Source organism: Mesorhizobium alhagi CCNWXJ12-2 (assembly GCF_000236565.1).
In the GTDB taxonomy this organism is placed as follows: domain Bacteria; phylum Pseudomonadota; class Alphaproteobacteria; order Rhizobiales; family Rhizobiaceae; genus Allomesorhizobium; species Allomesorhizobium alhagi.
In genome coordinates, this window is sequence record NZ_AHAM01000041.1 from 25,681 (window position 1) to 37,692 (window position 12,012).

General features: G+C 62.1%; 16 protein-coding genes. 7 read left to right on the forward strand and 9 right to left on the reverse strand.

Annotated elements, in window-relative coordinates; translation table 11 throughout:
• Positions 1–16 precede the first annotated feature (16 nt).
• A complete protein-coding gene (gene phoB, locus MAXJ12_RS06170) occupies positions 17–706 on the forward strand; it encodes a phosphate regulon transcriptional regulator PhoB (protein WP_008834931.1) in 690 nt (229 codons plus the stop codon).
• On the opposite strand, the gene MAXJ12_RS06175 is transcribed toward phoB, so the two are convergent.
• A complete protein-coding gene (locus MAXJ12_RS06175) occupies positions 685–1,950 on the reverse strand; it encodes an ROK family protein (RefSeq protein WP_008834932.1) in 1,266 nt (421 codons plus the stop codon). The two genes, phoB and MAXJ12_RS06175, sit on opposite strands and share 22 nt — an antisense overlap.
• Positions 1,951–2,128: 178 nt before the next feature.
• On the opposite strand from MAXJ12_RS06175, the gene xylF reads away from it, so the two are divergent.
• The 3 genes from xylF (at position 2,129) to MAXJ12_RS06190 (ending at position 5,456) form a co-directional block, all read left to right on the forward strand.
• Positions 2,129–3,172 (forward strand): D-xylose ABC transporter substrate-binding protein, encoded by a 1,044-nt coding sequence (gene xylF / locus MAXJ12_RS06180; RefSeq protein ID WP_008834933.1) that lies wholly within the window; start codon positions 2,129–2,131, stop codon positions 3,170–3,172.
• A gap of 109 nt (positions 3,173–3,281) precedes the next feature.
• Complete coding sequence (locus MAXJ12_RS06185) at positions 3,282–4,601, forward strand: sugar ABC transporter permease (RefSeq protein ID WP_008834934.1); 1,320 nt, start codon at positions 3,282–3,284, stop codon at positions 4,599–4,601.
• Between the two features lie 66 nt (positions 4,602–4,667).
• Complete coding sequence (locus tag MAXJ12_RS06190) at positions 4,668–5,456, forward strand: ATP-binding cassette domain-containing protein (protein WP_008834935.1); 789 nt, start codon at positions 4,668–4,670, stop codon at positions 5,454–5,456.
• A 60-nt stretch (positions 5,457–5,516) separates the two neighbouring features.
• Here MAXJ12_RS06190 and MAXJ12_RS06195 read toward each other — a convergent pair whose 3' ends face one another.
• The 7 genes from MAXJ12_RS06195 to MAXJ12_RS06220 form a co-directional block, all read right to left on the reverse strand.
• On the reverse strand, positions 5,517–5,768 hold the full coding sequence (locus MAXJ12_RS06195; RefSeq protein WP_008834936.1) for a hypothetical protein: 252 nt from the start codon (positions 5,766–5,768) through the stop codon (positions 5,517–5,519).
• A 72-nt stretch (positions 5,769–5,840) separates the two neighbouring features.
• A complete protein-coding gene (locus MAXJ12_RS06200; RefSeq protein WP_008834937.1) occupies positions 5,841–6,167 on the reverse strand; it encodes a hypothetical protein in 327 nt (108 codons plus the stop codon).
• Positions 6,168–6,319: 152 nt separating this feature from the next.
• Positions 6,320–6,493: a hypothetical protein gene (locus MAXJ12_RS37515; RefSeq protein ID WP_008834938.1), complete on the reverse strand. Its 174-nt coding sequence runs from the start codon at positions 6,491–6,493 to the stop codon at positions 6,320–6,322.
• 154 nt (positions 6,494–6,647) lie between these two features.
• Positions 6,648–7,505 carry an alpha/beta fold hydrolase gene (locus tag MAXJ12_RS06205; protein ID WP_040585100.1) on the reverse strand — a complete coding sequence of 286 codons (858 nt, stop codon included), beginning with the start codon at positions 7,503–7,505 and terminating at the stop codon, positions 6,648–6,650.
• 241 nt (positions 7,506–7,746) lie between these two features.
• Positions 7,747–8,769, reverse strand: coding sequence for a sensor histidine kinase (locus tag MAXJ12_RS06210; protein ID WP_050898794.1), 1,023 nt, complete (start codon positions 8,767–8,769; stop codon positions 7,747–7,749).
• A 149-nt stretch (positions 8,770–8,918) separates the two neighbouring features.
• Positions 8,919–9,083 (reverse strand): DUF1328 domain-containing protein, encoded by a 165-nt coding sequence (locus MAXJ12_RS35025; protein WP_008834941.1) that lies wholly within the window; start codon positions 9,081–9,083, stop codon positions 8,919–8,921.
• 104 nt (positions 9,084–9,187) lie between these two features.
• Complete coding sequence (locus MAXJ12_RS06220; protein WP_008834942.1) at positions 9,188–9,982, reverse strand: response regulator; 795 nt, start codon at positions 9,980–9,982, stop codon at positions 9,188–9,190.
• 209 nt (positions 9,983–10,191) lie between these two features.
• On the opposite strand from MAXJ12_RS06220, the gene MAXJ12_RS06225 reads away from it, so the two are divergent.
• Both MAXJ12_RS06225 and MAXJ12_RS06230 read left to right on the forward strand, forming a co-directional pair.
• Complete coding sequence (locus MAXJ12_RS06225; RefSeq protein ID WP_008834943.1) at positions 10,192–10,386, forward strand: NepR family anti-sigma factor; 195 nt, start codon at positions 10,192–10,194, stop codon at positions 10,384–10,386.
• A 5-nt stretch (positions 10,387–10,391) separates the two neighbouring features.
• Positions 10,392–10,940, forward strand: coding sequence for an RNA polymerase sigma factor (locus MAXJ12_RS06230; protein ID WP_008834944.1), 549 nt, complete (start codon positions 10,392–10,394; stop codon positions 10,938–10,940).
• 13 nt (positions 10,941–10,953) lie between these two features.
• Here MAXJ12_RS06230 and MAXJ12_RS06235 read toward each other — a convergent pair whose 3' ends face one another.
• Complete coding sequence (locus tag MAXJ12_RS06235) at positions 10,954–11,331, reverse strand: response regulator (protein ID WP_008834945.1); 378 nt, start codon at positions 11,329–11,331, stop codon at positions 10,954–10,956.
• 148 nt (positions 11,332–11,479) lie between these two features.
• Between MAXJ12_RS06235 and MAXJ12_RS06240 the strand changes: the two genes are divergently transcribed.
• The coding region (locus MAXJ12_RS06240) for a Crp/Fnr family transcriptional regulator (RefSeq protein ID WP_040585104.1) at positions 11,480–12,012 on the forward strand (533 nt) is incomplete at its 3' end.

Consider the following 12,012-nt stretch of genomic DNA (forward strand, 5'->3'; position numbering starts at 1 on the left):
ATTGGGATTTTCATCGATGATCGCTCCGAAAATCATGGTTGTCGAAGACGAGGAGCCGCTGGGCGTGCTCCTGCGCTACAATCTGGAATCCGAAGGCTATCAGGTCGAGATCGTGGCGCGCGGCGACGAGGCCGAGATAAGGCTGCAGGAGAACGTGCCCGACCTTCTGGTGCTGGACTGGATGCTGCCGGCGCTTTCGGGCATCGAATTGTGCCGCCGGCTCAGGATGCGGCCGGAGACCGAGCGCCTGCCAATCATCATGCTCACGGCCCGCGGCGAGGAAAGCGATCGTGTCAGGGGCCTCGCCACCGGCGCCGACGATTACCTGGTCAAGCCGTTCTCGACGCCGGAATTCATGGCGCGGGTCAAGGCGCTGCTGCGGCGGGCAAAGCCGGAAGTGCTGTCCAGCGTTCTCAAGGTCGGCGACATCGTGCTCGACCGCGAGGCGCACCGGGTCTACCGCAAGAAGAGCGAGGTCAAGCTCGGGCCGACTGAATTCCGGCTGCTGGAATTCATGATGCGCCATCCGGGCCGGGTGTTCTCGCGCGGGCAGTTGCTCGACAATGTCTGGGGCGAGACGATCTATATCGACGAGCGCACCGTCGACGTCCATGTCGGACGGCTGCGCAAGGCGGTCAACAACGGCCGCATGCCTGACGTCATCCGCACCATCCGTGGCGCCGGCTACGCCATCCGCGAGGAGTAGGCCTCTACCGGCGTGATCTTCTTCGCAGGCGCTTCGTCCGACGCACCGGCGGCGAAGATTTCCTGGTCGATGAAGGTCAGCGCGCGCATGGCGCAGCCTTCGCGAATCAGCGGCACCTCGTCCGGCTCTACGGCAAAGGAGATCGCACCCGAGTGCTGGCCGCCGGCTGTCCTGGCGATCGCTTCGCGCAGATGCGGCTCGATCAGGTCGAAGGCGGCGGCGCCGATGCCGACCACCGCCACCGGCGCGGGGTCTATTAGCGCGAACAGGCTGCCGAGGCCGAAGCCGATCGCCTCTCCTGCCCTGCGGAACGCCTCGCGCTCAGGCCCGTCCTTCACGCGGGCGGCTGCTGCCAGCGCCTTCATGTCGGCATCGCTGATGTCGGCCACCGGCTCCTCGTCCTCGCTCGATTGCCGGGCAGCGCGCCATATCGCGTAATTGCCGGCATATGCTTCGACACAGCCACGGCGTCCGCAGCGGCAAAGTGCGCCGTCGGGACGGTGGATCATGTGGCCGAACTCGCCGCCGGAAGACTGCGTGCCGGTGAAAAGCTCACCCTTCAGCACCAGCCCCATGCCGATGCCGTGCGAAAGCAGGATAGCGATGAAATTGTCGCGGTAGCGCTCGGGATCGCGCCATTTCAGCGCCTCGGCGATCATGTTGCAGTCGTTCTCGACCGTCACCGGAATGCCGAACGCGCCTTCGAGGCGGTCTGCGAAAGCGATGCCGGAATGCGGGGTGATCGGCGACCACAGCATTGTGCGCCTCCCGGCATCGGTCGTGCCCTGGACAGCGAGCACCATGCGCATAATGCGCCTGCCGCTCGCCTCGCCCAGCCGCCGTCGCACCATGGCCAGGCACTCGCCGATCAGCTCTTCTTCGGGCAGCGTCAGCGTCGACAGCTTGCGCTGCTCGCTTGTGACCGTCTGCCCAGCATAGTCGACGACCGCCACCGAGAGGAAGTTCAGCGCCAGAACGATGGTGACGACGGCTGCCGCTTCCGGCTTCAGCGCCAGCGCCACCTGCGGCCGTCCACGCTTCAGCAAAACCGCCTCGCCGCCCTTGGTTTCGGCGAGGATTCCCTCCTCGATCAGGTCGGATGAGATCGCCGAGATCGTAGAGTGGCTAAGGCCGGTGGCGCGGGCAATCTCGGTGCGCGACGGCTGGAAGGCGCGGCGCACGCCCGTAATGACCATTGCGCGGTTGCGCTTGCGCAAATCGTCGTGGCGGATTCCAACCGACATCTCTCAGCATTCCTCCCGCGGCAACCCCGATGGACCTTCCCTTTCAGCAAGGGGGCCGTCAACAGCGCCGCAAGAATATTGACAGAACTCGCCGCATACGTCATTCTTTTTTTCGAGGCTCGAAAAAAAGAGCTTCAGACGAAGTTCATTGCGCCTCTAGGCGCGCAGGGAGGAAATCATGAAAAAGTTTGCAACCGCCATTCTGGCAGGTGTGGCGATGACCGTATCGCTGGCGGCAGTGGCCGAGGCAAAGGACAAGGTCATCGGCGTATCCTGGTCCAATTTCCAGGAAGAGCGCTGGAAGACGGACGAGGCCGCGATCAAGGCTGCGCTCGAGGCGGCCGGCGACAGGTACATCTCGGCCGACGCGCAATCGAACCCGAGCAAGCAGCTCACCGACGTTGAAAGCCTGATCAGCCAGGGCGCCAACGCGCTGATCATCCTGGCGCAGGATTCGAGCGCTATTGCCCCTGCCGTCGAGAAAGCCGTCGCCGAGGGCATTCCGGTGGTCGGCTACGACCGCCTGATCGAGAACAAGGACGCTTTCTACCTGACCTTCGACAACAAGGAAGTCGGCCGCCTGCAGGCCAGCGAAGTGTTCAAGGTCCAGCCGGAAGGCAACTACGTCTTCATCAAGGGCTCGGGCGCCGATCCGAACGCGGATTTCCTGTTCGCCGGCCAGATGGAAGTGCTCAAGGAAGCAATCGATTCCGGCAAGATCAAGAATGTCGGCGAGGCCTATACAGATGGCTGGCTGCCTGCCAACGCGCAGAAGAACATGGAGCAGTTCCTGACTGCCAACAACAACGAGGTGGACGCGGTCGTCGCTTCCAATGACGGCACGGCCGGGGGCGTCGTTGCCGCGCTTTCGGCGCAGGGCCTTGCCGGCACGGTCCCGGTTTCCGGCCAGGACGGCGACCACGCCGCGCTGAACCGCATCGCCCTCGGCACGCAGACCGTCTCGGTCTGGAAGGACTCGCGCGAACTCGGCAAGGCTGCGGCTGAAATCGCCTCGCAGCTCGCCGACGGCACGGCCATGGATGCGATCCCGAACGTCGTCAAGTTCAGCGGCGGCCCTGCCGGCGTCGAGATGAACTCGGTGTTCCTCGCGCCGGTCGCGATCACCAAGGAGAACCTGAACGTCGTCATCGATGCCGGCTGGGTCACCAAGGAAGTGGTCTGCCAGGGTGTCGGCGCCGGTACGGTGCCGGCCTGCGACTGACCTTCGACCAACAACCCAACGCCGCGGTTTGACGAAAACCGCGGCGTTTCGCTAAGCTGAAAATTGTCCGGCGATCCGCGCGAGACGGCATGCCGGCGGAAGGAACGTCATGACCGAGGTGACCTCGACGGCGCCGGCTGACCGCGCCCGCGCGTCCGAGCTTGGGCCCGTCGCCCGCTTTCTCAGGGCGACCGAACTCGATACGCGCATGCTGGGCATGATCGGCGCGCTGCTGATCATCTGGGTCGGCTTTCATTTTCTCTCCGGCGGTCTGTTCCTGACGCCGCGCAATCTGTGGAACCTGTCGGTCCAGTCCTCGTCCATCGCGGTCATGGCCACGGGTATGGTGCTGGTCATCGTCACCCGCAACATCGACCTGTCGATAGGTTCGGCGCTCGGGCTGATCGGGATGATCATGGGCGTGGTCCAGGCTGAATTCCTGCCGCAGGTCATGGGAATACCGCTCGGCGGCCCGTCCATCTGGGTTCTGGCGCTTATCTCGGGCCTGCTGGTCGGCCTCGCCATAGGCGGCTTCCAGGGCTTCCTGATCGCCTATCTCGGCATCCCGGCCTTCATCGTCACGCTGGGCGGACTTCTAGTGTGGCGCGGCGCGGCCTGGTGGGTCACCAGCGGCCGCACGGTGGCGCCGATGGATGCGACGTTCAGGCTGATCGGCGGCGGGCCGCAAGGATCAATCGGCGCCACGGCGAGCTGGGCGGTCGGCATTGTCGCCTGCGTCGCTTTCGTGCTCCTGCTCCTCGTCGCCCGGTCGCGGCGCAAGCGTTTCCGCTTCCCGCTGCGTCCGGTCTGGGCGGAAGGCTTCATCGGCACGATCGCCTGCGCGGCGATACTCGGCGCTGTCTGGATCGCCAATTCCTATCCCTGGCCGATCGGCATCGTCAGGCGCTATGCCGAGGCCAACAATATCGAGCTTCCCGAAGGCGGCCTGTTCATCGCCCATGGTATCGCCATACCGGTGCTGATCGCAGTCGCTGTCGGGATCGTCATGACCTTCATCGCGACCCGCACCCGCTTCGGCCGCTACGTTTTCGCCATCGGCGGCAATCCGGAAGCCGCCGAACTCGCCGGCATCAACACGCGCTGGGTCGTCATGAAGATATTCATGCTGATGGGAGTGCTCGCCGCCATCGGCGCCAGCATCTCGAGCGCGCGCCTCAACGCCGCGACCAATTCGCTGGGCACGCTCGACGAGCTTCTGGTGATCGCCGCGGCCGTCATCGGCGGCACCTCGCTCGCCGGCGGCGCGGGCACGATCGCAGGGGCCATGCTCGGCGCGCTTTTGATGCAGTCGCTGCAGTCGGGCATGGTGCTGCTCGGCGTCGACACGCCGCTGCAGAACATAGTCGTCGGTGTGGTGCTGGTCTTGGCCGTCTGGCTCGACACGCTCTACCGCAAGCGCATCATTTGAACTAGCGCATGATCTTGTCCGAAAAGTCTGCAACTTTTCGGGATCAAGCTTAGAGGAAGGATCGGTATGGAACCCGCAGGCACGCCGCTCGTCGAGATGAAGAACATGTCGATTGCGTTCGGCGGCATTCGCGCCGTCGACGACGCTTCGCTCGACCTCTACCCGGGCGAGGTGATGGCGCTTCTCGGCCATAACGGCGCCGGCAAGTCGACGCTGATCAAGATCCTTTCAGGGGCATACAAGCGCGACGCCGGCGTGATCTACGTCAATGGCGAGGAGGCCACGATCGCCAACCCGCGCGACGCCAAGAAATACGGCATCGAGACGATCTACCAGACGCTGGCGCTGGCCGACAATGTCGATGCCGCCGCCAATCTGTTCCTTGGCCGCGAACTGCGCACTCCCTGGGGCACACTCGACGATTCGGCGATGGAATCGGAAGCCCGCAAGGTGATGGGCAGGCTCAATCCGCGTTTCCAGCGCTTCAAGGACCCGGTCAGCAAACTGTCGGGCGGCCAGCGCCAGTCCGTCGCCATCGCCCGCGCCATCCTGTTCAACGCCCGCATCCTGATCATGGACGAGCCGACCGCCGCGCTCGGGCCGCAGGAGACTGCCCAGGTCGGCGAACTGGTGAAGCAGCTCAAGGCCGAAGGCATCGGCATCTTCCTGATCAGCCACGACATACACGACGTGTTCGATCTCGCCGATCGCGTCTGCGTGATGAAGAACGGGCAGGTGGTCGGCACGGCCAGTACGGGGGATGTGACCAAGGACGAAGTGCTCGGCATGATCATTCTCGGCAAGTGCCCGCCAGGCGCAATCCCCGGCCCAGGCGCCATGGCGATCGCCGCCTGATAAAGAAAAGCCGCCGGCCATCGAATGGCCAGCGGCTTCTTAGCAGAAGAACCGTAAAATTTAGCGGCAGCGGGCCTCGTAGATACGGCCATAGCGATCGCGGTAGCGGCACCAGCCCGTGCGAGTGGCCTTGCCGATCAGCACGCCCGAAGCCGCGCCGACCACGCCGCCGACGATCGCGCCGCCTGCGTCGCCCGTCGCCAATGCGCCGATCGCCGCGCCCCCAAGGCCTCCCACCGTCGCGTCCTGCTCCGCAGTTGTGCAACCCGTCACAGCAATCATCGCGGCGACAGCAAAAATGACGTTCCTCATGTATGGTCACTCCTCACTTTTCGTCACGCAATCGGTGACTTGCACGATCAAAAACTGGTTTCCCGTCCGAAATCATTCTTGGGTAAGAGAGTCTTTTTCGCGGCGGTCCCCAGTAGATGCAACCATAAGGTCAGGCGCGTCAAGGGAGGCGTGCAGCGTACCGTCGTGCCGCACGTCCCACTCCAATACGGCATCTTCCTCCGCGAGCGCCGGGTCGACGGTCACACACTGGACGAAGATTTTCGGCCGCTGGCCGGTGAGGACGCTCAATGTGGGAGCAACCTCGGCTTCGCACTCCTCGACCGTTTCATAAAGCGGAACGGGGGCGGGGAGTTCGTGGCACTGCTGCAGGTCTTGCGAGCATCCGATAACCAGCAGAAGGGCGGCAATGTGTTCCATGGCGGATTTCCTCTCATCGAAGAAACGAAGTCCCGGCCGTCATGGTTCCAAAATATCGGGTTGCTGGGAGTTCGGATGTCTTCCAGCGGCAAGGCTTCGCCCGCCGCCCGGCTCAACCGGCGGATGTGGGAAATGCGGCATGGCCGATGAGGTCAGGTCAAGGCGACTGCGACCAGGCCAACGCCGATCACGGCCAGTAAGGCGATGATCAGCGATGTCGAGGCATGGGGAAGCGGTTGTGGCTGCGGTGTCGTCTGGTCCGGCTCCTGGATGTCGCCCATCGCTATTCGCGCGGCGTTTTCCAGCCTCTGTATTTCGGCAACCATTCGACGCTCCCGCGAACTCGATGCACCGAAACGGCGAAGTGCGCGCCGGGTTCCATCGCACACAGCGCAAGGGTAAGACTTTATGGAAAACGCATCTTCCCTCTATTGCGAGATGTTAGTCTTTCGCAGCTTCTCTCCGACAAAATCCGGCCATTCACCCCAAACCTTTTTCTCTCTTGACGAAGTCGAGGATCAGGTGAGCTGCCGCTTCCGCACGGCTTTCGAGCAGCATATGACCGGCGTCAAGGATGTGGGCGTCCATCCGGGGAAGGTCCTTCATCCAACTCAGGGTTTCCGCGAGTTCGAAGAAGGGGTCATGGCGACCCCACACCATCAATGCAGGCGGCTGATGGCTTTGTAGATAGCCCTGGATCTCCGTGAAACGGCGCACATAGTTCCCATAGTCCGCCACGAGGGCACGTTGCGCCTCAAGCCTTCCCGGCAGGCTCATAACACGCCAGTCCTCATCCCAGTTATCGGCAGCCATGCACATCGCGACATCATCGGGTACGCCCCCGACATACTCATTGCGAATCCCTTCCCGGGTCAGATGAGCGGTGGCGGCCGCCTCATTCTCCGGGGTGGGGTTCGACCAATAGGCGATGGTATCTGCCCATTGAGGCCCGAACCCGCTGGTATGAGCGTTAGCATTCTGGATGATCAGACCCCTCACGAGCGCGGGCGCGTGCATCGCGACATGAAAGCCGACTGGCGCGCCGAAGTCGTGAAGGTAGATGAAGCGAGGACCGACGGAGAAGCGGTCGAGGACTTCGAGGACTGCGTTTCCCATCGCTTCGAAGGATATCGAGGCGAGGACATCGGACTCTCCGAACCCCGGAAGATCGGGAGCGACGACAAACAGGTCGTCAACGAGCATCGGAGCCAGACGCCGAAACGTGCACGCTGAGCTCGGAAAGCCGTGCAGCAGCAATAAAGCGGGACTGGAGGGATCCCCTCCGACATCCACTGCGAGGCGGCTTTCGCCCGTGACACGAAGATAGTGCCGGATCATGGCAGGCTCCTTCTCTCGCGCAGCCCGTGCTCGCATTATCCGCCAGTCGCGATCCGGGAGTAGGGGTCCCAGGTCCCGCACCTGTCCTCCCATGCGAGCCAATCGGCGAAGGCCCGCAACCATTCGACGCTCCCGCGAATTTCGATGTACCCAACGGCGAAGCGTGCGCCGGGTTCCACCGGACTTCCGCGCAAGGGTGCGAGTTGTGGCAACGCCGGGCTAACCGACCTGCGGGCGGATTTTATTCGATCTCGAAACTGCCCTGCGGCACCAGCAGCCTGTAGTCCAACTGGTTGTTGGATATATCCAGCGTCGCGGTGCCGTTGAGTGATGCGGGCACCACCCGCTCCAGCGCCACGCTGCCGAAACGCTTTTTCCCGTTACCCATTGAGCCGATCTTCTCCGACCAGGTCAAAGCGAGATCCTTGTTTTCGGGCGGGGCCGTCAGATGCGCAGCGACGGTCACGAAACCGTCGGGGCGGGCAAGCGCGCCGTAGCTGACTGAATTCACCGCAAGCTCATGCATCGCCAGTCCGATATGCAATGCAGCATTGGGGTTGAGATAGGGATTTTCACCCTTGAAGCGCACCGCCTCATGCGGCCTGGCGCTGTAGCGGCCGACCTGTCCGAGGACAAGACCGCGAAGATCGGCGCCACGCCAGTTGGACGAGGTTACCAGGTCTTGCGAAGAGGCCAGCGACTGCAGGCGGCCGCGAAAGCGGGCCAGGAAACCATCGATCGTGTCGGAATAGCGCCCGGTCTGCGCGGCAATGCTCTGAATGATGGCCAGGAGGTTCTTCGAGCGGTGCGCGACCTCGCGCAAAAGACTCTTCAGCGTCTGCTCGCGCCGCTTCTGCTCGGTAATGTCGACCGCCGTGGTGACGACGGCCTGCACCGCCCCGTCGGAAGATTTGTCGGCGTCGATCCAGACCGTGAACCAGCGCGCGCCCTCCCGATTCGGAAAGCTGACTTCGAGGCTCTCGGGATGCGCGGTCGCGATGACCTTCCGCTTTGCCGCAGTCAGCCGTTCCGCCTGGGATGCAGGGAGGAAATCATGGTCTGTCAGGCCGGAAATTTCATTAATCGACCAAGCCGGGGGCAGGTTCTGCGCCCACAGCACGCGAAGCTCTCGATCCTGATAGAGTACGGAAATGCCGGTATTGCGCAATGCGTGCAGGAGGCTGCGCCCGATTTCCGGATTGCTGTCCGCCAACTGCCAGTTCACCGCGTTCCCCTCGACATCTCTCTTCCGCGATAAACTCATAAGCCACTTATCCCGCTGCGGGATGAACGGCTCAGTCCGAAACGGGTTCCATTTTCAAGAGGTTCCGCCGGGCCGCGCCCCTTTGGGAGACGTTGCCCGGCGGGTATCTGGAAGCCGTTTGAGGGGGACGGCATCCAGCATACGGCTTGCTAAACGCGCCTGAACAGCCCAGCCAGCAAAGAGATCACCAGAAACGCCAGGAAGACGAAGAACAGGATCTGCGCAATGCCGGCGGATGTTCCGGCTATGCCGCCAAAGCCAAGCGCGCCGGCAATGATGGCGACGACGAGAAAAACAAGAGCCCAGTACAGCATGGGTTATCTCCTTCGGATTCTTCACAAAAACGCCCGCGGCGGGTGTTGGTTCCTGAAAAAGAAAGGCCGCCAATGGCGGCCTTGCACATGCTTGGAGTGGAACGTCAAGCAGCCGCCTTGGCCTGCCGGTCGAAAAACAGCGCCTGGCTGATCAGGGCCTTCACCATGTCGGGATTGAAAGGCTTGGTGACCAGGAAAGCCGGTTCCGGGCGTTCGCCGGTCAGCAACCGCTCGGGGAAAGCGGTGATGAAGATGACCGGTACCGCGGCGGACGCCAATATCTCGTTGACGGCCTCGATGCCCGAACTGCCGTCGGCCAGTTGAATGTCGGCCAGCACCATTTTGGGCCTGGTCTTATTGAACATGGCGGTCGCTTCGGCATGGGTGCGGGCGATTCCCACCACGCGGTGGCCAAGGCTCTCGACCATCTCCTCAATGTCCATCGCGATCAGCGGCTCGTCCTCGATGATCAGGATCTCGGTGGCGACCTGGCGCGAAATCTCGTTGCTGGCTTGCGACAGAAGAGTGCTGAACTCGCTTTCCGACACGTCCAGGATCTCGGCGGCCTCCTCATCCGTGAAGCCTTCGACAGCCACCAGCAGGAAAGCCTGGCGCGGGCGGGGCGAGATCGCCGTCAGATTGGCGGCGGCGCGCTGTTCCCAGGCCGAGTGCGGCGTTTCCTGCGGCACCCGGATCGCGACAGAGGTGAAGAGCTTGGCGAAGGTCTTGTAAAGTGCGATGCGTTCGTTGGACGCTTCCGGAAAAATCCCTACATCGGCGATCAACGCCTCCAGCATCGCCGCTACCAGTGCATCGCCACTTTGCTGTGAGCCTGAAACGGCTCGGGAAAAGCGCCGTAGAAAAGGCAAATGGGGAGCAATGGTTGCAGATAAACTCATAATATGCGGTTCCCTCGCGTCATCCGCTCAGCGGACTATTACCGAACCCCTTTAACGCCGAAACTCCGAAAAAGTTCCGGGTGGCGGAACTTATTTAAGCTGGACCCGTTATAACCGGAATTTGGGCAGCCAGATGGCCGCGTCGTCCGCCTCCGGTTCAGAAAAAGGGTGGAACGGGGTCCATGGCAAGACAGGGCGAAATATCACAAATGACGAAAAAAGCCACCGGTGCAGTCGGTGCGAAACCTCGCCGAAACGGAAACGATCCGCTCGGCGCGAATTCCGAAATCGGCCGCAAATTGAAGCAATATTACGACGAACTCGTTTCGGACGAAGTACCCGACCGTTTCGCTGAACTGCTCAGCCAGCTTGAAAAAGCCGAGCCCACGCAGAAGAAGGCCTGATCGGAATGGTGGTCACTCCGCAGTTCAAGAACGACCTGCTCGGCACCATACCGAGCCTGCGCGCGTTTGCCGTGTCGCTGACGCAGAACTCGGACAAAGCCGACGATCTGGTTCAGGAGACGCTGGTCAAGGCGTGGGACAAGCACGAAAGCTTTCAGATGGGCACCAATCTGAAAGCGTGGCTGTTCACCATCCTGCGCAACGAATTCTATTCGCAGATGCGCAAGCGCGGGCGCGAGATCCAGGACAGCGAAGGCATCATGACCGAGCGTCTTGCCGTGCATCCGAGTCAGCACGGAATGCTCGACCTCGAGGACTTCCGCGCCGCGCTTGAGCAGCTTCCGGAGGATCAGCGCGAGGCGATCATCCTGATCGGCGCTTCCGGCTTCTCCTATGAGGAAGCGGCCGAGATCTGCAATTGCGCCGTCGGAACCATCAAGAGCAGGGTCAGCCGCGCACGCAACCGCCTGCAGGAAATCCTTAAAATCTCGGGTGAGGCCGATTACGGCCCTGATTCGATTTCTGCGCAGGTAATGGGTTCAAACGCGGCCTAGAGCTAGAAAGACTCTAAGCAGGGCGGCGGCCAGCGGCGGCCGCCCCTGCCTCGACCAGATCGGAGCCGGAATAGGGCTTGCCGATCACGGCAATATCGGGAAAGGCCGCGAAGATTTCGTCGAGATCGGTATAGCCCGAGGCGAAGACGAACGGCACGTTGCGCTCATGGATATGCCGGGCAAAATCGAGCGTGGACGTGCCGTCGAGCATAACGTCTACAATGGCGGCTTGAAATTCCATTGCCGCTCTGTCGGTATCGATCTCGGCAAGGTTCCTCGCCACCACGACATCGGCGGCGCCATTGTCCCGGCAAAGCTGCTCTACATCCATGGCGATGAGAACCTCGTCCTCCAGAACCAGAATTCTCATGCCGGACAGCAAATCGGACAATCGCAATCTCCTTGAAACAGGCTGACTCATGAACGCAAATTGGTTCGTTGTCATTTAAAAAAGACATGTCCTAATCCGGACGGAAGGCAGCTTTGTGTCTTGCCTCCGGCACGACAACAAAAGAGGCATCTTACCTGGAGGGACGAATATGGCGTCAGGGCAGGCAACGCGGCTTTTCCAGACACAACAATATCCGTGTCAGAAGTGTCCCTTGCGGCCGCTGCGGGTCTTCCGTGAATTCGAAAAGCAGGAACTGGCTTTCGTTAGCCGGTTCAAGAAGGGCGAACTCGCGGTCGACAAGGGAGCTACCCTGCTCGTCGAAGGCAACCACAGCGCACACCTCTATACGGTGCTTTCCGGATGGGGATTCCGCTACAAGCTGATGCCTGACGGGCGCCGGCAAATCCTCAACTACCCCATGCCGGGCGACCTCGTCGGCCTGCAGGGTAGTCTCATGGGGGAGATGCAGCATTCCGTCGAGGCGCTGTCGCCGATGCTCCTGTGCGTGTTCGAGCGAGAGGACCTGCACGAACTCTACAGGAAACATCCAGGGCTCGCCTACGATATCACCTGGATCGCATCGCGCGAGGAGCAGATGCTGGACGAGAACCTGCTCAGCGTCGGGCGGCGCAGTGCCCAGGAACGGGCCGCCTATCTGATCGCTTTCATCGGCAGGGGCGC

Excerpts from the sequence above, each read along its gene's own strand:
- MAXJ12_RS06185 (WP_008834934.1), top strand. The coding sequence starts at position 3,282 with ATGACCGAGGTGACCTCGACGGCGCCGGCTGACCGCGCCCGCGCGTCC.
- MAXJ12_RS35025 (WP_008834941.1), bottom strand. The coding sequence starts at position 9,083 with ATGCTGTACTGGGCTCTTGTTTTTCTCGTCGTCGCCATCATTGCCGGC.
- MAXJ12_RS06220 (WP_008834942.1), bottom strand. The coding sequence starts at position 9,982 with ATGAGTTTATCTGCAACCATTGCTCCCCATTTGCCTTTTCTACGGCGC.
- MAXJ12_RS37515 (WP_008834938.1), bottom strand. The coding sequence starts at position 6,493 with ATGGTTGCCGAAATACAGAGGCTGGAAAACGCCGCGCGAATAGCGATG.
- phoB (WP_008834931.1), top strand. The coding sequence starts at position 17 with ATGATCGCTCCGAAAATCATGGTTGTCGAAGACGAGGAGCCGCTGGGC.
- MAXJ12_RS06175 (WP_008834932.1), bottom strand. The coding sequence starts at position 1,950 with ATGTCGGTTGGAATCCGCCACGACGATTTGCGCAAGCGCAACCGCGCA.
- MAXJ12_RS06195 (WP_008834936.1), bottom strand. The coding sequence starts at position 5,768 with ATGAGGAACGTCATTTTTGCTGTCGCCGCGATGATTGCTGTGACGGGT.
- MAXJ12_RS06230 (WP_008834944.1), top strand. The coding sequence starts at position 10,392 with ATGGTGGTCACTCCGCAGTTCAAGAACGACCTGCTCGGCACCATACCG.
- MAXJ12_RS06205 (WP_040585100.1), bottom strand. The coding sequence starts at position 7,505 with ATGATCCGGCACTATCTTCGTGTCACGGGCGAAAGCCGCCTCGCAGTG.
- MAXJ12_RS06190 (WP_008834935.1), top strand. The coding sequence starts at position 4,668 with ATGGAACCCGCAGGCACGCCGCTCGTCGAGATGAAGAACATGTCGATT.
- MAXJ12_RS06200 (WP_008834937.1), bottom strand. The coding sequence starts at position 6,167 with ATGGAACACATTGCCGCCCTTCTGCTGGTTATCGGATGCTCGCAAGAC.
- xylF (WP_008834933.1), top strand. The coding sequence starts at position 2,129 with ATGAAAAAGTTTGCAACCGCCATTCTGGCAGGTGTGGCGATGACCGTA.
- MAXJ12_RS06225 (WP_008834943.1), top strand. The coding sequence starts at position 10,192 with ATGACGAAAAAAGCCACCGGTGCAGTCGGTGCGAAACCTCGCCGAAAC.
- MAXJ12_RS06210 (WP_050898794.1), bottom strand. The coding sequence starts at position 8,769 with ATGAGTTTATCGCGGAAGAGAGATGTCGAGGGGAACGCGGTGAACTGG.